Source organism: Pedobacter sp. AC212 (assembly GCF_979258625.1).
The window spans coordinates 1,732,424-1,754,667 of sequence record NZ_OZ409870.1 but is presented as its reverse complement, the minus strand read 5'-3'; the positions used below and the strand labels follow the sequence as shown (position 1 = coordinate 1,754,667).

15 protein-coding genes are annotated in these 22,244 nt (G+C 37.7%); 6 read left to right on the top strand and 9 right to left on the bottom strand.

Features of this window, described 5'->3' with window-relative positions:
- Positions 1 to 162: 162 nt before the first annotated feature.
- Both mnmL and ACZZZC_RS07485 read right to left on the bottom strand, forming a co-directional pair.
- Entirely contained in the window at positions 163 to 1,110 is a 948-nt protein-coding gene (gene mnmL / locus ACZZZC_RS07490) for a tRNA modification radical SAM protein MnmL/YtqA (RefSeq protein ID WP_463485509.1), read from the bottom strand.
- A gap of 427 nt (positions 1,111 to 1,537) precedes the next feature.
- The gene (locus ACZZZC_RS07485; protein WP_463486878.1) at positions 1,538 to 2,983 is read right to left on the bottom strand and encodes an APC family permease; all 1,446 of its coding nucleotides are present in this window, start codon (positions 2,981 to 2,983) and stop codon (positions 1,538 to 1,540) included.
- A 307-nt stretch (positions 2,984 to 3,290) separates the two neighbouring features.
- Between ACZZZC_RS07485 and ACZZZC_RS07480 the strand changes: the two genes are divergently transcribed.
- The 4 genes from ACZZZC_RS07480 (at position 3,291) to ACZZZC_RS07465 (ending at position 9,198) form a co-directional block, all read left to right on the top strand.
- Complete coding sequence (locus tag ACZZZC_RS07480; RefSeq protein ID WP_463485507.1) at positions 3,291 to 5,537, top strand: sodium-translocating pyrophosphatase; 2,247 nt, start codon at positions 3,291 to 3,293, stop codon at positions 5,535 to 5,537.
- Between the two features lie 130 nt (positions 5,538 to 5,667).
- On the top strand, positions 5,668 to 7,125 hold the full coding sequence (locus ACZZZC_RS07475) for an amino acid permease (RefSeq protein WP_463485506.1): 1,458 nt from the start codon (positions 5,668 to 5,670) through the stop codon (positions 7,123 to 7,125).
- A gap of 95 nt (positions 7,126 to 7,220) precedes the next feature.
- Positions 7,221 to 8,558, top strand: coding sequence for a porin (locus ACZZZC_RS07470; RefSeq protein ID WP_463485505.1), 1,338 nt, complete (start codon positions 7,221 to 7,223; stop codon positions 8,556 to 8,558).
- 58 nt (positions 8,559 to 8,616) lie between these two features.
- Positions 8,617 to 9,198 carry a MarC family protein gene (locus ACZZZC_RS07465; protein ID WP_056849401.1) on the top strand — a complete coding sequence of 194 codons (582 nt, stop codon included), beginning with the start codon at positions 8,617 to 8,619 and terminating at the stop codon, positions 9,196 to 9,198.
- A 422-nt stretch (positions 9,199 to 9,620) separates the two neighbouring features.
- Here the strand turns inward: ACZZZC_RS07465 and ACZZZC_RS07460 are convergent, their stop codons facing one another.
- The 5 genes from ACZZZC_RS07460 to ACZZZC_RS07440 form a co-directional block, all read right to left on the bottom strand.
- Positions 9,621 to 10,787, bottom strand: coding sequence for an RsmB/NOP family class I SAM-dependent RNA methyltransferase (locus ACZZZC_RS07460; RefSeq protein ID WP_463486877.1), 1,167 nt, complete (start codon positions 10,785 to 10,787; stop codon positions 9,621 to 9,623).
- Between the two features lie 22 nt (positions 10,788 to 10,809).
- On the bottom strand, positions 10,810 to 12,024 hold the full coding sequence (locus tag ACZZZC_RS07455; RefSeq protein WP_463485503.1) for an ABC transporter substrate-binding protein: 1,215 nt from the start codon (positions 12,022 to 12,024) through the stop codon (positions 10,810 to 10,812).
- 111 nt (positions 12,025 to 12,135) lie between these two features.
- Positions 12,136 to 13,665: a glutamine-hydrolyzing GMP synthase gene (gene guaA, locus ACZZZC_RS07450; protein WP_463485502.1), complete on the bottom strand. Its 1,530-nt coding sequence runs from the start codon at positions 13,663 to 13,665 to the stop codon at positions 12,136 to 12,138.
- A 154-nt stretch (positions 13,666 to 13,819) separates the two neighbouring features.
- Positions 13,820 to 14,278, bottom strand: coding sequence for a deoxycytidylate deaminase (locus tag ACZZZC_RS07445; protein ID WP_463485501.1), 459 nt, complete (start codon positions 14,276 to 14,278; stop codon positions 13,820 to 13,822).
- 63 nt (positions 14,279 to 14,341) lie between these two features.
- Positions 14,342 to 15,775, bottom strand: a complete 1,434-nt coding sequence (locus ACZZZC_RS07440; protein WP_463485500.1) for an MFS transporter — start codon at positions 15,773 to 15,775, stop codon at positions 14,342 to 14,344.
- A gap of 144 nt (positions 15,776 to 15,919) precedes the next feature.
- Here ACZZZC_RS07440 and ACZZZC_RS07435 point away from each other — a divergent pair, with 144 nt between their 5' ends.
- The gene (locus tag ACZZZC_RS07435; protein ID WP_056849395.1) at positions 15,920 to 16,546 is read left to right on the top strand and encodes a LysE family translocator; all 627 of its coding nucleotides are present in this window, start codon (positions 15,920 to 15,922) and stop codon (positions 16,544 to 16,546) included.
- Between the two features lie 8 nt (positions 16,547 to 16,554).
- On the opposite strand, the gene ACZZZC_RS07430 is transcribed toward ACZZZC_RS07435, so the two are convergent.
- Together ACZZZC_RS07430 and ACZZZC_RS07425 are read right to left on the bottom strand one after the other, a co-directional pair.
- Positions 16,555 to 17,118: a hypothetical protein gene (locus tag ACZZZC_RS07430; protein ID WP_463485499.1), complete on the bottom strand. Its 564-nt coding sequence runs from the start codon at positions 17,116 to 17,118 to the stop codon at positions 16,555 to 16,557.
- A 232-nt stretch (positions 17,119 to 17,350) separates the two neighbouring features.
- Positions 17,351 to 19,252 carry an amidophosphoribosyltransferase gene (locus ACZZZC_RS07425; protein WP_463485498.1) on the bottom strand — a complete coding sequence of 634 codons (1,902 nt, stop codon included), beginning with the start codon at positions 19,250 to 19,252 and terminating at the stop codon, positions 17,351 to 17,353.
- Positions 19,253 to 19,464: 212 nt separating this feature from the next.
- Between ACZZZC_RS07425 and ACZZZC_RS07420 the strand changes: the two genes are divergently transcribed.
- A complete protein-coding gene (locus tag ACZZZC_RS07420; RefSeq protein ID WP_463486876.1) occupies positions 19,465 to 22,242 on the top strand; it encodes a TonB-dependent receptor domain-containing protein in 2,778 nt (925 codons plus the stop codon).
- The last annotated feature ends 2 nt before the right edge of the window (positions 22,243 to 22,244 follow it).

Here is a 22,244-nt window from a genome sequence, read left to right as displayed (position 1 = left end):
CTTTTTATAGGCGCATTTTAACAAAAACAAAATCGCGTATTTTGAAAGAATAACAAGTTTTTATCAATTTTTTGAAGAATATTATCACATTAAAGATGTAAAACAAAAAAATCCTGCGATAATTCGCAGGATTTGGTAAAAAATTTAATAAAAAGTAAATAATTAGCCTAAATAAAGAGAGCCTTGAACAACCTCTCTTTTTTCAAGTGCTTTATCTATATATGTTTGAATTGCCGATTTATTTAACCCCCAATTTGGCGCAATTAGCAAATCCCAATCAGAAATTCCAAATAAACGCTGAATTACAATATCTGGCCGTAGCATCGGAATAAGTTCGCAGAGCAAATCTGTATATTCTTCTAGGGTAAAAAGCTTAAAGGGTTCTTTTTTATACTTCGCACCCATTATAGAGCCTTCTACAATATGAAGATGGTGAAATTTAACAAACTTAATTTGAGGGAAACGGTTGATTTCATGAATATAGCCATGCATCATTTCCTTAGTTTCCCAGGGGAAACCAAAGATGGTGTGCACACAAAGATCGAGTTTACTATTTTCCAGAAGCTTAACCGCGGCTACAAATTCTCCATGGCTGCAGCCTCTGTTAATCTGTTCTAACGTTTCATCATAAATGGATTCCATTCCCATTTCCAAATCAACGTCGAAACGATCGGCGTAACTTTCCAGCAAAGCCACCTTTTCTGCGTCGATACAATCAGGACGAGTTCCTACCGAAAAACCAACAATATCTTCTGTATTTACTGATAGTGCTTCATCATACATCATCTTTAAATAATGCGTTGGCGCATAAGTATTGGTATTTGGCTGGAAGTAAACGATAAACTTATCAGCTTTATAACTGGTTCTCGCCCGTTTAATCCCCTCCTCCAATTGCTCTCTGATGGTAGGCATCTTGCGTGACGGCTCGGGCGTAAAAGAATCTACGTTACAATAAGTGCAACCACCAAAACCCTTACTACCATCTCTGTTAGGGCAGGTAAAACCACCATCTACAATTACTTTAAATACACGCTGGCCGTTATATTTTTCACGTAGATGTGTGCCATAATTTTTATATCCCTTTATACCTAAATCAACCTGTGTTCCCATTGCCGCAAAAATACACAAATAGATTTAAGTATAAGTTTTTAGCTTTTAAGTTTACATATCGATCATAATTTTTAAAAAATCAAAACAGTATTCCATTTGAATGTGGCTTTTTAGGTGGCTACCGCAACGGGTAATCTCTAAAAGTATTTTATGGCTGTGGGGTTTACGGATTGAGTTTCATGCAATTGTTGAAATTAACTAAACCCGACTGTTGCGGAAATCCTTTTTATAAACCTTGTAGGTTTCGGCGTAGCCGTTTGAAAACCTATAAGGTTTAAATAAAAAGATTGGAGTGAAGGCGGGACTTCGGAAACCGATGGACACAGAAACCTGCTTTTCGAATAGAAAATTAGGCTACAGACATTATTACACAAAAAAGGAGCAAATAAATCTGCTCCCTTACAATGTCAACTTTCTAATATCAATTTTAAACTGAACCTTCTTTTTTTCTATTGATAAAGAAATATACCGGAACACCAAGTAAAACAATGATAAGCCCAGGCCAGGTATATTGTTGTTTATATATCAAAAGCAAGATGCAAAATGCAGCACCAATTAATAAGTAGATAATTGGCGTTATTGGATATAACCAGGTTTTATATGGCCTTTCTAAATTGGGTTGCTTCAATCTTAAATATATAACGCCAAAAACGGTGATCATATAAAATAGCACGATAACAAAAGAAATCATATCTAATAAGTTGCCGTATTGGCCGCTCAAACATAAAACCGAGGCCCAGATTCCTTGCATCCAAAGTGATTTTTCAGGCACGCCGTTTTTATTGTTTTCGAGAGCAGCTTTGAAAAACATTCCGTCTTGTGCCATGGTTTGAAAAACCCTTGCTCCTGCTAGCACGATACCATTTACACAGCCGAAAGTAGAAACCATTACCAGAACAGCCATTACAATTGTTCCGATCCCACTTCCAAAAATTTGTTCGGATGCAGCAACAGCAACCCGATCATTAGCAGCAAAAGCAATGCTATCTCTACCTAAGGTATTCAGATAAATGAAGTTAACCAATAGATAAAGAATCATTACTGCCGAAGTGCCCAAAACCATCGATCGGACAACATTTTTCTTTGGATTTTCAATTTCTCCCGAAACGAAGGTTACATTTTCCCATGCTACACTGGAAAAAACCGAGCCCACCATTGCAGCGGCAATACCGCCCATAATAGTCATTCCGGAAATAGATTCCCAGCCCGATTTGGTCAAATTACCAGCCGAATCTGTTTTAAGATTATTAAACGCATCCCAACCGAAACTCATATTTTCAGACCAGAAATTGCTCTTCACCAACAGGAAACCTAAGATAATTAAGCCGATTAAAGCCACAATTTTAGATCCTGTAAAGATATTTTGCAATATTTTCCCGCTTTCTACCCCTTTCGTGTTGATATAAGTGAGCAATAAGATTACACCGATCGCTAAAATCTGGATCCAGGTAATTTTATATCCACCACTTTGAAAAATCGGAGCGGCATCGCTTAAAGCGGGTATTAAATAGGCGGTAAATTTTCCGAAGGCTACCGCAACAGCTGCAATGGTACCCGTTTGGATTACTGTAAAAAGTCCCCAGCCATAAAGGAAGCCCATCATTTTACCAAAAATTTCTTTGAGGTAAGTGTATTGACCTCCTGCTTTTGGAAACATTGCAGATAACTCTCCATAACTAATTGCAGCAGCAACCGTCATTACCCCCGTAATTACCCAAACTACAATTAACCAGTAGCCAGAGCCGAGGTTTCTCATGATATCGGCGCTGACAATGAAGATTCCGCTACCAATCATTGATCCCATTACCAACATCGCAGCATCAAAAAGACCTAATTTTCTTTTCGTAGATCCCTTTTCCTGAAGATTTTCCATTTTAAATTTTTAGTTTGGTTTTTAGTTGTAGTTAGCGGCTAATTTATTTATAAAAATACAGAAAGCAACTTCTTGCTTTGTATTATTTTAATGAAGATGAAATGCCTGAATGACATTTAGCCTTAAGAATGCGTTGGAAATTCCGCACTTCAGTCATTCCTTCATTCTCTATTATTTTATTTAACCACAAGGAAATAAAATTATTATATTGCTAAACTAATAACCAAAATGCTAAAATCAATGTTCTTTACTTATGAGGGTAATTTTATGAACTTGATATCAACAAACCAATAACCAAATATTAACTATGAATTTTTTACAAGACAACTTAATTTACACTATTCCGGCGTTGGGCCTAGTTGGAATAATTGTGATGATGATTAAAAGCGCCTGGGTAAACAAGCAAGATGCAGGCGATAAAAACATGCAGGAACTTGCTGGCTATATTGCCGATGGTGCAATGGCTTTTTTAAAAGCTGAATGGAAAGTTTTGAGCATTTTTGCTGTATTTACAGCGGCTTTGCTTGCTTATTCAGGAACCATTACCGAAATCAATGGTGTTCCCATGCATTCTAGCTGGATTATCTCGATTTCATTTCTTATCGGCGCATTCTTTTCTGCAAGCGCTGGTTATATCGGAATGAAATCGGCGACTAAAGCTAACGTAAGAACTACACAAGCTGCAAGGACTAGCTTAAAACAAGCGCTAAAAGTTTCGTTTACCGGCGGAACGGTGATGGGCTTAGGGGTAGCTGGATTAGCCGTATTGGGACTAGGTGGTTTATTCATCGTCTTTTTAAAATATTTTAATGTAGTATCGGTTAATAGCGTAGAGATGAAAACCGCTATCGAAGTATTAACCGGGTTTTCGTTAGGAGCTGAATCAATTGCTTTATTTGCCCGCGTAGGCGGCGGTATTTACACAAAAGCTGCCGATGTAGGGGCCGATTTAGTGGGTAAAGTAGAAGCGGGTATTCCTGAAGATGATGTACGTAACCCGGCAACAATTGCCGATAATGTGGGTGATAATGTGGGTGACGTTGCCGGAATGGGCGCCGATTTATTCGGTTCATACGTGGCGACAATTTTAGCAACGATGGTTTTAGGCCAGGAAATAGATGTGAAAGATAATTTTGGCGGGATGTCTCCAATCCTTTTACCTATGGTTATTTGCGGCCTGGGTATTATCTTCTCTATTATCGGAACGTGGTTCGTTACCATTAAAGATGAAAAATCAAATGTTCAAAATGCGCTGAACCTGGGAAATTGGTCTTCAATTATCATCACCGCAGTTGCCTCATTCTTCATCGTAAAATGGATGTTGCCTGAAACTTTGAATTTACGTGGATATCAGTTTTCTAGCATAAACGTTTTCTATGCCATCATGGTCGGTTTAGTAGTGGGTACCATAATGAGTATCGTTACCGAGTACTACACCGCTATGGGCAAAGGTCCTGTAAACTCAATTATTCAACAATCGTCTACAGGTCATGCTACGAATATCATTGCTGGTTTATCTGTAGGAATGAAATCGACGGTTATTCCTATTTTGGTATTAGCTGGCGGGATCATGTCGTCTTATTACTTTGCCGGGCTATACGGAGTAGCTATTGCTGCTGCCGGAATGATGGCAACTACCGCTATGCAATTGGCCATTGATGCTTTTGGTCCGATTGCAGATAATGCTGGTGGTATCGCAGAGATGAGCCAGCTCCCTCCAGAGGTTAGAGAAAGAACAGATAATTTAGATGCAGTTGGAAATACTACTGCAGCTACTGGAAAAGGATTTGCTATTGCCTCTGCTGCTTTAACCTCATTGGCTTTGTTTGCTGCATTTGTTGGAATTGCTGGCATTAGTGCTATCGATATTTACAAAGCACCGGTTTTAGCAGGCTTGTTTGTGGGTGGAATGATTCCTTTTATTTTCTCGGCTCTATGTATTCAGGCGGTTGGAAAGGCTGCGATGGATATGGTTCAGGAAGTTCGCAGGCAGTTTCGTGAAATTCCAGGCATTATGGAGTATAAAGCAAAGCCTGAATATGAAAAATGCGTAGCCATTTCAACAAAGGCTTCAATCAGAGAAATGATGCTTCCTGGTGCCATTGCACTTATTACACCTATTATTATTGGGTTTGCTTTCGGGCCAGAAGTTTTAGGTGGTTTGTTAGCTGGGGTTACCGTAACGGGCGTATTGATGGGAATTTTTCAAAGTAACGCTGGTGGTGCCTGGGACAATGCCAAAAAATCTTTTGAGCAAGGTGTAATGATCAATGGCGAAATGTTTTATAAAAAGTCAGAACCACATAAAGCTTCGGTAACCGGGGATACCGTTGGCGATCCTTTCAAAGATACATCTGGCCCATCAATGAATATTTTAATCAAATTGATGTCGATTGTTTCATTGGTTATTGCTCCATACATCGCAGTTACGGCAATCCCTGGCAATCATCAACAGGAAGTTAGGAAAGAAATCAAGATTCAGCAGAAAATCGATGCATCTGGCAATATAATTAACGATACTTTGATCAATAGTACCGATACTTTAACGCACTAACTGTAAAATCATAGAGAGATTAAGACTTAAAAGGGGTTTTTAGCAAAATCCCTTTTTGTTTTTCGCAATTTTTATTTAGGTTTACCGCTTATTATCATAAAATCAACAAACATAAAAGACTAAACAAATTATGAATCTAAAAAAGCCTATTGATGTGCTTATAGCAGAATCTGCTGAAAGTGGAGAGGGCACACTCAAACGTACGCTAAGCAGTACGAGCCTTGTTGCATTGGGTATTGGAGCTATTATTGGGGCAGGTTTATTCTCTTTAACTGGTATCGCTGCTGCAGACCACGCTGGTCCGGCTGTAACCTTATCATTTGTATTGGCTGCTGTAGGCTGTGCTTTCGCTGGGTTATGTTATGCAGAATTTGCATCTATGATTCCGGTTGCGGGTAGTGCTTATACTTACTCTTACGCCACCATGGGCGAATTTATGGCATGGGTAATCGGTTGGGATTTAGTATTGGAATATGCACTTGGAGCGGCCACAGTTGGTGTATCCTGGTCTGGCTATTTTAATAAACTCCTCCACGAGTTCGGAATGGAAATGCCGCTATATTTAACAAAATCTTTTGCTGAAGTAGATGGCGGCGGAATTAACCTTCCTGCTGTTGTTATCGTTTCCTTATTATCACTCATGCTAATCCGTGGTACCAAAGAATCAGCTAGTCTTAACAATATTTTGGTAATTGTAAAAGTTACTGTTGTAATTGTATTTATTGCGCTTGGATGGAAATTTATCAATCCTGCTAACCACACGCCATATATTCCAGAAAATACTGGTGTTAAAGGTGAATTTGGTATCTCTGGTATCGCCGCTGGTGCCGCTTTAGTATTCTTCGCATTTATTGGTTTTGATGCTGTTTCTACAGCGGCTCAGGAAGCTAAAAACCCTCAAAAAGGAATGCCGATCGGTATCTTAGGCTCACTAGTAGTTTGTACCATACTTTATGTATTGTTTGCACACGTAATGACAGGATTAGTTCCTTATTCTGTCTTTAAAGGTGATGCATCTCCAGCAGCTACTGCATTTAAAGTAACAGGATATAGTTGGTTGCAAATGGGATTAATCATTGCCATTTTAGCAGGTTACACTTCCGTAATCCTGGTAATGTTAATGGGACAATCAAGGGTATTTTATACCATGTCTAAAGATGGTTTATTGCCTAAATTCTTCAGTAGCATTCACTCTAAATTCAGAACGCCATTTAAAACCAACATCTTCTTTATGTTCTTTGTGAGCATATTCGCTGGTTTTGTTCCGGTAACTGATTTAGGCCACATGGTTTCGATAGGAACTTTATTCGCTTTCTCATTGGTTTGCATCGGCGTAATGTTGTTACGTAAAACTGATCCAGATAGAGCAAGGCCATTTAGAACACCGTTGGTGCCATTTGTGCCAATTATGGGCGTAATTGTTTGTGTTTATTTAATGTCGTCGTTACCAATAGAAGCATGGATTCGTTTAGCAATCTGGATGGCTTTAGGTGTATCGATTTACTTCTTCTACGGAAAAGGAAATTCAGTACTCAGAAATAAAGGAAAAGTGGTTACTCCAGTTGATCCTCCAAAACCAGAATTATAGAATTAAATATTTAAAGCCTCGAGAAATCGGGGCTTTTTTGTGCCATTTATTTTGGTAAAGATTTTATTGATATACCTTTGCAGAAAATCAGCTACATGAACCAACCATTTTTATCGGCATTTGGTAAATACATTATTGGTATTTTATTTTTGTTCGTTATTTCTTCAAATGCTTTTGCACAACGCACTATAAATGATATCATAGATTCTACAACGGTGAATCACCTGTTAATCATCTCCAAGAAATATGGTTCATTATCATTTAGCGGTTATATGCAACCTCAGTTTCAGGTGGCCCAAACGAACGGTACACAAGCAGAATATCAGGGTGGCAATTTTGGCGAGTTCACCAATAATCGTTTTCGTTTAAGACGAGGCAGGCTAAGGGCCGATTATATGATATTGAATGATGACCAAAGTCCATCTACTTATTTTGTTTTGCAATTTGATGGAACTGAGCAGGGCGTTAATATCAGGGATTTTTGGGGCCGTTATTATGAAAACAAGTGGAAGCTACTCCACATCACTTTGGGGCTTTCCGGCCGTCCTTTTGGAAATGAATTACAACTCTCCTCTTCAGTAAGGGAAGCACCAGAACGTGGCCGGATGTCGCAGATTTTAATGAAGACCGAACGCGATTTGGGCGTCACTTTTACCTTTAATCCAAGATGGAAAGACGCTATGCTCAAAAATTTCGTACTCGATTTAGGTGTTTACAATGGCCAAGGTTTAGCTGGTCCAGGAGAATTTGATAACAGTAAAGACGTAATTGCAAGGTTAAGCCATAAACCTTATAAAATAAAAAGCGTGGGTTTATCCATTGCTGGCGGAATAAGTACCTTGCAAGGCGGACTAAACCATCGCTTGCCTGTGAGTTATAAGATGGATAATCAAAATGGCATTATGAGCATGGTTAAAGATTCTTCTGCTTCAACTATCAATAAGGTTGCTCCGAGGAAGTATTATGGAGCGGACATCCAGCTTGCAACATCAACCAAAAGCTGGAAATCGGAATTAAGAGCAGAGGTGATTTCCGGGCTCCAATCTGCAACGGCCACAACTTCGACCACGCCTGGCTCTTACCCCGTCGATAATAAATCTGTTCCGTTGCCCTATTATACCAGAAACTTTAATGGTGCTTATTTCACTTTTGTGCAAACCTTAAATAGCACAGATAACCAACTTATCTTAAAATATGATTGGTACGATCCCAATTCGAAAGTTAAAGGGATGGATATCTCGGCAACCAAAGGCTTAACTGCTGCTGACGTTCGCTTTGATACCTTTGGCTTCGGCTTTTTGCACCATTTTAATCCACACTTTAAAGCCGTTTTATACTACGATATCATCAAGAATGAATCGACCCAAATACCAGATTATACAGATGATAGAAAAGACAATGTGTTTACTTTAAGAACCCAGTTCTATTTCTAAAGAATTTGTTGATAAGGATTTAATACAAATTGACTTACCTTTATTAAAATTGCACCCTATGAAATTCGATTTTTTAAAGTTCGACTTCAACCAAATTTTAACCACCACAATGGTTATTTTTGCCATTATCGATATTTTAGGTTCAATTCCGGTAGTGATAGAGCTACGCAAAAAAGCAGGTCATATCGAATCAGAAAAGGCTTCTATCGTAGCTACAGCCTTGATGATTTTATTTCTTTTCTTAGGAGAATCGCTTCTTAAGGTAATCGGTCTCGATGTAGAATCATTTGCTATTGCAGGCTCATTTGTAATTTTCTTCATTGCAATGGAAATGGTTTTAGGTTTGACCATTTTTAAAGAAGAAGCCCCTGAAACGGTTTCAATCGTACCACTGGCTTTCCCGTTAATTGCAGGTGCAGGAACGATGACAACATTACTCTCTCTGAAGACTGAATATCAAACGCAAAACATTTTAGTGGGCATTATTTTGAATATGCTTTTTGTTTACTTCGTTTTAAAAAATACGGAGAGATTGGAAAAATTATTTGGAAAAACAGGATTAAATATCCTTCGCAAAGCGTTTGGAGTAATTTTATTAGCCATTGCAATTAAATTATTCAGGAACAATACGGGGCTTTAGGGATTATTTTAAAGATTCGTCATCCTCCATTTATTTCAAGGTTCAATACCGCAAAAAAGATGATGTAGCTTCGTTTTTCATTACAAGCTAAGTCGTCATTGCGAGGAGATACGACGAAGCAATCTTAATGCGATCGCTACCTGCTATAGTTGTAGGATTGCTTCGTGCCTCGCAATGACAATCATTGTATTAAATGACAATCCTAAAATCAATCTGTAACAATAATTTCGTATATTCATCTAGACATAAAGCTAACCAAAATGAACAGCTTTGAGGAATATACATTAATAATTGGGGCGATTGCTGTTTTAATCGAAGCAGTGAAGTACGTTAAAAAGAATTTCAAATCATGGTTTGAGCATGTATAGTCTGTGCATTAAAACAAGTTCACAAATTTTCTTGAAATAATCCAGTAGTCTTAATTAATCCTGGCGCTTAATCAATCTGGCCACAAACATCGTATCAGCGTTGTTTTGATAACCTTTAATAAGCTCCATTTTTTCTAAAGTCAGCGGCAAAGTTTCCAAGAGGTGATTAACAACATCTTCATTTTCGGCAGCAAAAGCCGAGCAGGTAATGTAAACCAAAGGCTTTCCAGGCTTAAGATATTTAACCACGTTAGTGGCAATGGCCTTTTGTATCGTTGCGAATTGATCTATCTTCCGTTCCTCAAAAAAAGTAAGCATTTCTGGCGTTCTCCCCCAGGTACCCGAACCTGTGCATGGAGCATCTAAAATAATCCCATCGAACTGATAATGATGAAGTATCTGATCATTATTTCTCAAAAGATCGAGTTCTTTTTTATGGTATTTTCTTATGCCTGCAAAACGAAATCGTTCATCTAAATTCAATAGAACTGACTCTCGTAAATCACTTACTAACAATTCTATTACGGGCTCCAAACTGTGTAAAAGCAAGGTTTTCCCACCAGATGCGGCGCAACAGTCCCACCATTTATCCCATTTATTGGGTAAAAAATATTCTCCAGTATATTGTGAAGATAAATCCTGCACCTGATAAGATCCTTCTTTTAAAACGGTTTCCAACTTTGTACCATTTGGTAGAGCTAATGCAGTTTTTGATACCTGCTTTACGTCAATATTTTCACTTCTTAGTTGATCAATAATCTGCTCTGCCTGACCCTCCGCAACCCTGATAAATAAATCAGGTTGTGTAAAAAATGATCTTAAAAAATCTTTTTTATTTAAACTTTCAGATAATTTTTCTTGGTGAGGATAGACATCTGTTAATACAAATGCTGGAAATTTCTCTTTGACTTTTTCTAACTTTTCCAGCAATGAAAGTTGTATCTGATCTGTAAATTCTGGAAAGTTTTTCTCTACAATAGGACTTAGCGTGTCATGGCAAAGAAAATCTGCAATGCTTAACCTTTGCTCTTGATTCAATTGCAAAAGCGCTTTGCCCAATCTATAAAAGCTGTAAACATGCCGTGTTGCCCATCGCCTATCGGAAGAACCCATTTGTTTATTTTGCTTAAAATAACCAGGCAAAAATCGATGCAGTGGCAAACTGCCATCGTAATGGGTTAAAATTTGTTCAAAGGCACGTAACTGATGATCAGCTCTCATAAAAAAAAGGGAAGTAATGATATTATTCGATAATATTTAGGGCAAAGTTTTTATACTTCAAAAGCATTAAACTGGTATTAATATAGCCTAATTTTTCATCATGAATAAAAGAAAAATTGTTGTGTAAACCTTTGTACTTTTCTTTGGTAATGTACTCCAAATAATTTTCACCGTACTGATCTAACAGTTTACCGAAATAAACCCCAATATCGAATCCTTTAAAAGCATATTCTCCAGGCTCAAAGCCATATAGGCGCCGATATTTTTTTATAAATGAGGTTACCGCAGTACTTTTATAATCAATTTTATAAGATGAACTCACTATCGTATTTAATGCCTGTACCTTTTCTGTTGGATAATTTTGTTTCACCCAGTTTGGATGACCGAATAAGTTTATGTTATAACCTCCTGTAGGAAGATTTTTTAATTTATACAGTTTGTCTATGGTGGGTAAAACGAAGGCTCTATCCGCTGAAGTAACAATAACTGCATATTGTTTGCCTTTTATCATTTTGGTTTCCAAGGTATATGCCGACGCATACTCCTGCACAATAAATTTAGGATTACTTTGCAAATATGTTCTCAAAGGAGCAGCGAACTGCTCATCCTCACTTTTTCTAGGGTTGATTAAAACCACAATCGTATTAGCAGGGTTGAAATTCCTGGTGATATAGGTAGCTATTTTCTTGCCATGCAAATCGATATTGTTCACAATTGAAATCAGATTTGGATTATTGAATTCTGATGGACTTGAAGCCGCTAAAGGCGAAACTACCGGGATATTATTTTCTTTGGAATAGGATGCAATAAATTTTTGTCCATCAGGAAAAACAGGCCCAACAATTAAGTTGCTTTGTTTAAAACGCTCATTTTTGTAAAGCATCGAAATATGGGCATTATCATCCTGGGTATCGAAAACATTCAATTTAAAGTTTAGTCCGGATGCAGCCGCTGAATCAATTCCAAGCTTAAATCCCTGATAAAAATCAATCGGCATTGCATACTTTTCTACATCCGCCTTGGTAGCGGTTTTTAAATTGATTTCATCAAGTCTAAATGGTGCTAATAACGAGATGCTAGCTTGAGTAAACTTCTTTACAGGTTTCTTCTTTTCTTCAGGTTTTTCCTTTTCAACAGGTTTACTGGTTGGTGGTTTGGGTGTTCTTATTTTTGGTGAACAAGCACCTAAAACCAAAGTGAAAAGCAGTAATATCCAGTAACCGTTTTTTAAATTCATACCTATCTTTTTAACAAAATATGCCAGCAAAAGTTTATTCACTTTGCTAGCATACTTCAATACTTGTTTTAAATGATTCTTAAGATTTTAAAAATCAGGATTCTCAAATCTTTATTCCCACTCAATAGTTGCAGGTGGTTTCGAGCTGATATCGTACACCACCCTATTGATACCTTTAACCCTATTGATAATTTCATTGGAAATCTTCGCCAATAATGGATAAGGCAAATGGCACCAGTCGGCTGTCATGCCATCCACTGATTCAACAGCTCTAAGTGCAATTACGTTTTCGTAAGTACGCTCATCACCCATTACCCCTACCGATTGAACCGGCAAAAAGATAGAACCCGCCTGCCAAACTTTATCGTATAAACCAGCAGCTTTAAGTTCATTGATATAAATCGCGTCTGCATCTTGTAAAATGGCAACTTTCTCTGCTGTAACTTCTCCCAAAATACGGATTCCTAAACCTGGCCCAGGGAAAGGATGGCGACCTAATATCACATCATCAATACCTAAAGCTTTACCCACTCTTCTTACCTCATCTTTAAACAATGTTTTTAATGGCTCCACAACTTTTAACTTCATAAAATCGGGCAAACCACCTACATTATGATGTGATTTGATAGTAGCAGATGGACCATTAACGGAGATTGACTCGATTACATCAGGATAAATAGTACCCTGACCCAACCAGTTCACTCCGGTTACCTCGTGTGCAGCGTCATCAAAAACCTCAATGAAAACACGACCAATGGCTTTACGTTTCAATTCAGGATCAGTAACTCCAGCAAGTTGACTTAAAAACCGATCTTTAGCATCGATCCCTTTGATGTTTAAACCCATGTGTTTGTATTGTTCCAATACCTGGGCATATTCATCTTTACGAAGCAAACCATTATCAACAAAGATGCAATGTAAATTTGCACCAATTGCTTTATGCAATAAAACAGCAGCAACACTACTATCAACACCGCCAGATAAGCCTAAAACAACTTTATCATTACCCAAGGTAGATTGCAATTCTGCAATAGTAGTTTCGATAAATGCTGTTGAAGTCCAATCCTGACTACAGCCACAAATATCTACCAAAAAGTTTTCCAATAGAACTTTTCCATCAATACTGTGTGTTACTTCAGGGTGAAATTGTATCGCATAAGTATTTGAATCTTTAATGTGATAAGCTGCAACCTTAACGCTTTCTGTGCTGGCAATTAACTCTGCATTTTCTGGCAAATCTGTAATGGTATCGCCATGGCTCATCCAAACCTGAGAATCGATATTGATGCCTTTAAAAAGTTTATTTTCCTGGTTAACAAAGCTTAGGTTAGCACGACCATATTCGCGTGTTGAAGAAGCACGAACCTGACCACCAGTTTGTTGCGCAATATATTGAGCACCATAACATACAGCCAATAATGGATATTTGGTATGATAGTTTGATAGATCAATTTGTGGAGCATCATCCTGACGAACTGAATATGGGCTACCTGAAAAGATAACACCTTTTACATCCTCGGTAATTTCAGGAAGATTGTTGAATGGATATATTTCACAGTAAATATTTAGTTCGCGAACTCTACGAGCGATGAGTTGTGTAAATTGCGAACCAAAATCGACGATAATGATTTTTTCTTGCATCCGCAAAGATAGATAAAGAAAGGGAATTGTTAAATTGTTTTAGAGTTATTTATAATCAAATCTATTGTTAGTTAATGGTTTTCAGTTACCAGTTGTTATCAGCAGCTGGACCCTTCCATAATTTATAAATTCTAACAATTATCAATTTACAGTTTTAGCTTTCCATTAACTTTACCTCTACCCCAAACTTCCTCAAGAAATCAACACCTTCATCACTCGGCAAACCTTTGTATGCTGCGTAAGATTTTGAATAATAAACCAATTTAATTCCTGATGACAAAATTAATCTGGCACAGGCGATACAGGGTGATAACGTGGTATAGAGTGTGCATCCTTCAATCTTGGAGCCATTTTTAGAAGCGTATAGAATAGCATTTTCTTCTGCATGAAGCGCCAACGAACAGCTTCCCTTGCTGTCTCTTGCACAACCGTGTTCTGGCCATTCTTCGTCACAATTATGTGTTCCTGCTGGCGGCCCATTATAGCCGATAGAGATGATTCTGGTATCTTTTGTTAAAACCGCACCGACATGGGCACGTACGCAATGCGAACGTTCCGCTAAATCAGTAGCGAGATTCATAAATATGGTATCGAAACTTGGTTTATTAGTCATGCTTAAAATAAAAAAGCCACGAAGCAGTTTAACTTCGTGGCTGTAAAAATACTTTATTAAAAATTAATGTCCGCCAGAAATTTTCTGATCAAAATTAATTCCTTGTGATCTTAAAATTCCACTTACTCTCCAGGCGTAGAAAGCAAGATAGGCGAAACACGAGATACCAACAATGTAACTGTATTGAATACCGGTATACTCCGATACTGCCCCTTGTAACCAACTGATAATTCCACCGCCCATAATCATCATAATTAGGAAACTACTTCCCTGACTGGTGTGCTTTCCTAAACCACTTACTGCTAAAGTGAAAATACATGGCCACAATGTGCTACAAAATAAACCTACGCTTGTGATAGCATAAACACTAACCATTCCAGTGGTAAACATTCCGATAAGTAACGCAAGTATGCCAATTGCAGAAAATATTAATAGCATTCTTGCCGGATTTCCTTTACTCGCCATGTCAGCAATAATCAATACTAAAATGATTAATCCATAAACGTAGAATGGAGCCAAGTCGTGATCGGCAATGGCATTAACCGCTAAGAAAATTCCAAAAGCTAAATATGGCGCAACAAATCTTAATATTTTTTGAGTCTGGATGTTATCGGTGAAAGCTTCTACAGCTCCGGTCCATCTACCAATCATCATACTTGCCCAGTATAGTGAAATATAAGGTGCAATATCATGCAATGCGAAACCTAAATCTTTCTCCATATAAGCAGGTAAATTACTTGCTGTAGATACTTCTACACCCACATAAACAAAAATTGCAATCATTCCCAAAACCAATTGTGGGAACTTCAAGGCAGATCCTTTTGCACCTTTTTCTTCTATTTTCGCTTCAACCAACGCTGGTCTATCTGGTAAAGAAGATAATTTTAAGAATATCGCGACAGCAATGAAGGCAACCCCTAGAATTAGATAAGGAATCTTAACACTTTCGATACTAATATCTGAACTTGCATTTGCTGCCGAACCGAAAATGGCAAAACTTACAATAAGTGGTCCAATGGTAGTTCCGAAGTTATTGATACCGCCTGCAAGGGTGAGTCGCTGTGAACCCGTTTTAATTGGACCCAAGGCAATTGCTAAAGGGTTGGCAACGGTTTGTTGTAGCGAAAAACCTAATGCAACGATAAATAAACCGGACAACATTAGCGGGAACGATGCCAAATTTGCCGCCGGATAAAATAATAGTGTACCTAAAGCCGAAATCACAAGACCTAACGCAAGTGAGTTTTTATAGCCTAGTTTATTTACAATGTCTTGCCCGATTAGCACCGAAATTCCGTTATAGATAAGCGCACCCACGGTGTAGGCAATATAAAATGCCAGTGAAACCAACTGACTTTCAGCTTGTGATAAATCAAAAGCTTTCTTGAAAACCGGAATTAAAATATCATTACTTGCGGCAACAAAGCCCCAAAAAAAGAATACGGTTACCAAGGGAATAAATTGGGCCCACTTGGTTTGTGTTTGTTCTGAACTCATGTTTAAAATATAGTTTTAGTGGGGCTAAACTTAGATAAAAAAAAATTAAAAAATAGTAACTTTTATGCAACTTATGCAACAAAAATAAATGCACCATCTTTAGGTATAAAATTGCATATTCGCATATTATAAACAATACAATACATGTTTGAAGCCATATTATTAGGTATTGGGGCAGGGATTATTTCGTCGTTTTTAACAGGTCCGGTATTTTTTGCAATGATTAAAACCAGTATAGAAAGAGGCTTTATGGCAGGGTTTTCTTTAGCTATTGGGGTTATAATTAGTGATGTTATATTAATCGCATTAGTCCTTTTTGGAAGTCAGTTTTTCGATTATAAAGCTAGCTTCGACAAATATGTCGGTACCATTGGAGGTATTTTCTTACTCGCCGTAGGAATATATTATCTGGTTTCAAAAATGAAGGTAAATTACGATTCCGCAACCCTCCAGAAGATCAGCAAAAGAGGTTATGTTTTAAAGGGATTTCTGATGTGCATCCTCACTCCTTCTACCTTAATGTTCTGGATTATTGTAAGCGGAATAATATCTGTTAAGCTGAATAACATGCTGAACGAAAAATTGGTTTGCTTTTTTATCGCGATGGTTACTCAGCTGAGCATAGATGGAGCAAAGAGTTTCTATTCAAGTAAACTCAGATACAAAATAAAGGAAGACGCCCTAAAAACACTTAATAAAATTGCAGGGGTAATTATTATTCTATTTGCATTTTGGCTTATTTACAAAACGTATGTTCAGTTTTATGCGTAGAATACTCACTAAAGTACGTCATCGAGATTATAAATATCAACATAATCCAATAGCTTCCCACCAGCGCAGTTTTCCATTTTTTGCAAACGATAATAGGAACGGCTGCCTTTTTTAAAAAATACCTGCGCACCAGTTTTTTCACAAGGCACACCGCCGTTGTTATCTTTGATATACGTGATTATCGTTCCTTCGAAGGAAATTCTGTTGGCGTCCAATCTTTTCAAACGTCCATCAATTTTAAGGTATTCATTGTCGGTATTCGTTTGCTCCCCCTTTATGGAGAACCATTTACTGTCCTTTTTAAGGATTTCGGCCGAACCCTTTTCACTTTCAAAACTGATCCATTGCAAACTTATCGGAACACGTTTGCTCACGTTTATTTCTACTTTAGGAATACGGCTCTTGATATCTTCCTTTACATTTTTTAAGGTATCATTCAATTCTGAAAGCTTGGTTGAAATACTATCGCTTGTATTGTCGATAGCGTTTGTAACTTGTTGTTGATTACTTTCAGAACAGCTTAAGCCTAAACAAACGGTAGATATCAGGCAAAATTTTATTAGGTTTTTCATAGTGGAGAATTAACATTTACACCCTTCTAAATGTTTTTCGCTGTCAAAGAAGATGTGCAATCTACAAGAACAAAGAATGATAAAACGTTTACCAAATGAGGCTAATAATCTCCAATAACGTGGCAAGAGTGTCACTTTCTATATAATATCAAACACAAATGAATTTAAATTTTTTGGACAAAAAAAATAGCCCGCATAAATGCGGGCTATTCAAATTCAAAATATCTAAGGATTAATATGCCCTTTGATTATTCCCTTCTTTCCAGTTAATGAAAGCTTTGTTCACTACTTTATTGCCACCTGGAGTTGGATAATTACCAGAGAAATACCAGTCACCTTTGTTTTTCGGACAAGCTTCATGCAAGTTCTCCAAACTTTGATAAATTACTTCTACCTCGGCAACAGTGCCTTTAGGTGTGATAATCTGCGCAATTTTAGCGGAAATTTCTTCCGGAGTGAAGGGTTTGTAAATCTCTTTTACATGATTCACGATTTCTTCTTTCGGAAGTAATAATGAAGCTTTACATTTTGCATAAACATCTTCAATCACCTGCCACATGCCACGCTCAGTTAATAACTGAATTGCAGCATCGAAAGCAACAAACTGCCCCATTCTGCTCATATCAATACCGTAACAATCTGGGTAACGAATTTGAGGTGCAGATGAAACAATGATAATTTTCTTAGGATGTAAACGATCTACGATTTTAATAATACTTTGTTTTAAAGTAGTACCCCGAACAATTGAATCATCCAAGGCTACCAAAGTATCCTGATGGTTATTGATAATACCATAAGTGGTATCATAAACGTGGGCCACCATTTCACTTCTATCCGCATCCTGCGTAATAAAAGTTCGCAGTTTCACATCTTTTACAGCCAGCTTTTCAACCCGGGGTGCAAGAGATAACAATTCCTCCAGCTGCTCATCAGATAACTCCTCTTTTTTATGTAGAAGAATATCTTTTTGATGCCTGCGTACATATTGTTGCACACCATCAACCATACCAAAGAAAGCCACTTCAGCAGTGTTTGGTATAAAAGAGAAAACGGTGTTTTTTAAATCGTAGTGAACGGCCTGAAGAATTTTATCGCTCAATAAACGACCTAATTGCTTGCGTTCGCGGTAAATTTCTACATCACTTCCTTTTGAGAAATAGATGCGTTCGAACGAACAAGATAATCTTTCGGTAGGCTCACGGAACTGCTCCATGCTTACCTCGCCGTTTTTCTTGATAATTAAAGCATGACCAGGATCGATCTCCTTAACATCTTTAAACTGGATGTTGAAAGCAGTTTGTAGTGCTGGTCGTTCAGAAGCAGCCACTACAATCTCATCATCATAATAGTAATAGGCTGGACGAATACCTGCCGGATCACGCATGATGAATGAATCGCCGTTACCCACCATACCGCAGATAGAATAGCCACCATCCCAGGTTTTAGCCGAGCGGCGAAGAATATTTGCGATATCTAAATGATCAGAAATTTTGTGCGTGATGGCCACATTGTCGTGTCCCTCTTTTTTATATTGATCGAAAAGTTCTTGATTTTCATCATCCAAAAAGTGACCAATTTTTTCTAAAACAGTAACGGTATCGGCTTTTTCTTTTGGATGCTGACCTAACTCATAGAGTTGCTCCAATAACTCATCAACATTCGTCATGTTGAAGTTACCTGCAATAACCAGGTTACGGGTCATCCAGTTGTTTTGCCTTAAGAAAGGGTGGCAGTTTTCAATACTATTTTTACCATGTGTACCATAACGCAAATGGCCCAATAACACCTCGCCGATAAAGCTAACATTGTTTTTGAGCCACTCTGTATCCTGCATTAATTCAGGGGTGTTTTCTTGTATATCTACGAATTTGTTTTGAACATACTCGAAGATATCTGCTACCGCATTCGAAGCCATGCTCCGGTATCGGCTAATGTACCTACTGCCAGGTTTCATATCCAATTTAATGGTGGCAATACCTGCGCCATCCTGGCCCCGGTTATGCTGTTTTTCCATTAAAAGATATAATTTGTTAAGGCCGTAAAGTGCTGTACCGTACTTTTGCTGGTAGTAAGAAAGTGGTTTTAACAGGCGAATAAAAGCGATTCCGCATTCGTGTTTTATCTGATCACTCATTGTGTGGGTTTGAAGCCGCAAAGTTATCCTTTTAAATAATCACAACCTAAACAAAAGTATTTTCTTTTGTCACAATGAGGTTAATTTGGAATGCAATAGACCTTAATTAGTTGTAAACCAAATAATGCTAAATTATCTGGAATTGTTCTAAATAGTTTTGTTGATAACTGTTAAATCTCTATGTTTGCGCCATTATTAAGATTTAGTCTAAATTGAAGAAACTTTACATTTCATTATTAGTTTTGGTTTGTCTTGCCGGGATGGCGCAAGCGCAAAACGTTGTTACCGGAAAAGTGGTAGACCCTGAAAACAAGCCGCTAGAGCTTGTAAACATTAAAGTTGTTGAAACCAATCAGTATACAATAACTGATAAAGCTGGGGTTTTTAGAATAAATGGCTCCGAAACCAATAATAATCTAACCCTCGAATTCTCCTATATTGGTTATCAGAAACTAAGCTTTCCAATTACTGTTAAAGCAGGAGAAACCAATCTCGGAAACATCAGCCTAAAGGTTTTAGATTTAAGCTTGGAGAACATTGAAATCAATGCGAAGCGGAACTATTCGGGTTCCAGCAACTCATCATTAGTTATTACTAGAGACTTAATTGAACAAACACCGGCGCTAAGTGTGAATGATTTATTAAATCAAATCCCCAATAGAAAAATTCAACCTCCGTCTTTGCAAAATGTACAAAATATTAATCTGAGAGCTGCATACGAACCAACGACTAATGGAAAAGGAAGTTTTGAATTAAATAATGCGTTTGGTATAGCCATCATAATGGATGGCAACACTCTAAGTAACAATGCCAACATGCAAAGTTTTAATCCGGGCCGAATTGGTGGAGTTGGATCTTCTTTTGTGACGAGTGGCTCATATGGAATCAGAGGAACAGGGAATGACGGAAATAATTATACCGGAGATTACACTTTCGGAGGGACGGATTTACGCCAAATCCCTGCAGATAATATTGAAAGCATCGAAGTTATTGCAGGAGTAGCCCCTGCTAAATACGGCGATCTAACCGATGGAGCAATCATCATTGAGCGCCAGGCAGGTAAATCACCAGCTTATTTACGAATGCAATTAAGAGATAATGCGACCTCTTACGGTTTTTCAAAAGGTTTCGAAATCAGCCCGAAATATGGCTCAGTAAACGTTGGGATTAATTATGTGAATTCGTTTCAAGATAATCGAGATAAACTTAAAGCCTATAGACGTATTAATGGCAATGCGATGTGGACAAATTCCTTCGGAAAATCAAAGCAGCTGAAAAACACTTTTAGTCTAGATTATGGTAGAAACTTAGACGGGATTAAATACGATCCTGATGATGAAAAAAGTACCAGGACAAAATTTGATAGCTGGAACTTTAGCGTAGCGAATAGAAGCAATTATCGCTTGGAAAAAGGTTTCCTGAAAAATATTGGTTTAAATTTAAGGTATGCAGAAGGCCATCAGGTAAGTTATAAAGAGGAATTGGTAAATGATGCTTACGTTTTATACAGTACCGCAACCACTACCGGAATCCACGAGGGATATTATGACTCTGGCATTTATACGGCAAAATCTCTTATCGACGGTCGGCCAATTAATGCCTCAGCATCTTTAGATTTCACCGGAGGATTTGAAACAGGAAATCTCATTCACAATTTATCCTTTGGCGGGAGTTTTAGTTATGCCGCTAATAAAGGACTTGGCCAAACGATAGACCCAAATGAACCGAGAGGAACAGCACGAGTTGCAAGTACATCCTTAGGAACAAAAAGCTCAGAGCGTTATTATGATTTTCGATTGGCGCTCTCGCAAAAAGATTTGGGTTTTTACATCGAAGACGTTTTTACAGCAACAGTACTGGGTAAACCACTAAATATAAGAGCTGGTATTCGTTCGGATATTCAAAATGGCTACGCTTCTCTTTCGCCAAGAACAAATATTAATTACGAGGTGAACAAAAACTTAAGATTTGGATTGGCATATGGTCTATCGTACAAATCTCCAGGTTTAGCGCAGCGATATCCAGGACCAACGTTTTTTGAAATCCCACTATTGAATGCCTACAATGGCAAAGTTAACGAAAGTACTTATCTAGTATACGTTGAAAGATATGAGCCAACAAGTGCAGGTTTGAAGCCTTCTAAAAGCGAAAGCATTGAGCTTTCGGCTCAAATTAAAATAGACAAATTTAATTTGTCGCTTTCTGTTTTCAATAAAAAATCCAGAAACGGAATATCCACTGTTCAAAACTTACAGACCATTGAACTTCCAACCTATACAGCAACAATTAATCCTGGAGCTAAACCGACAATTCAAACTAAAGGAGTACAACCCTATGCAATTAGTTATTCTTATTTTAAAAACGACCTAGCATCCAATAATCAAGGTTTCGAAGTGATCATAAATTCTCCTCAAATAAAGGAGTTGAAAACTACCTTCAATATTAGTGGCGGCCTTTTTCGGACTTCGTATTTGAGTACCTCTAACAGTTTAAGCAATAAGCTTCCAAGTATAATTCCAACTGACCCAAATTACGCCTATATCGGAGTATATGAACCAATAAATAAAAGATCTTATTTCAGTAATGGTAGAATCACAAGTGTTACTCACATACCTAAACTGAGTTTGGTTGTTTCATTTGTCGCGGAGTTTGATATTCTAGACAAAAGTAGAACAAATGCAAGTTCTAGAATCCCGCTAGGCTACTATAAGAGATACAACCAATATATTGCTATCAGCAACTTCGATCGTAACAATTCCTCTTACGGCCATCTTTATATCACTCCGCAAGAGCAGTCGGAAAACGACCTTCCAAGGATTATATCCAACTACCACTTAAGCATAGCAAAGGAGATAAAAAAGCGTTTTAAGTTTGCTTTCAATGTGTATAATGTATTTAATCACCGTCCTTATTACATCACTCCAACTGGTACCTACCGATATCCAAATAGCACACCAACATTTGGCGCCGAATTATCTATAAAACTTTAAAA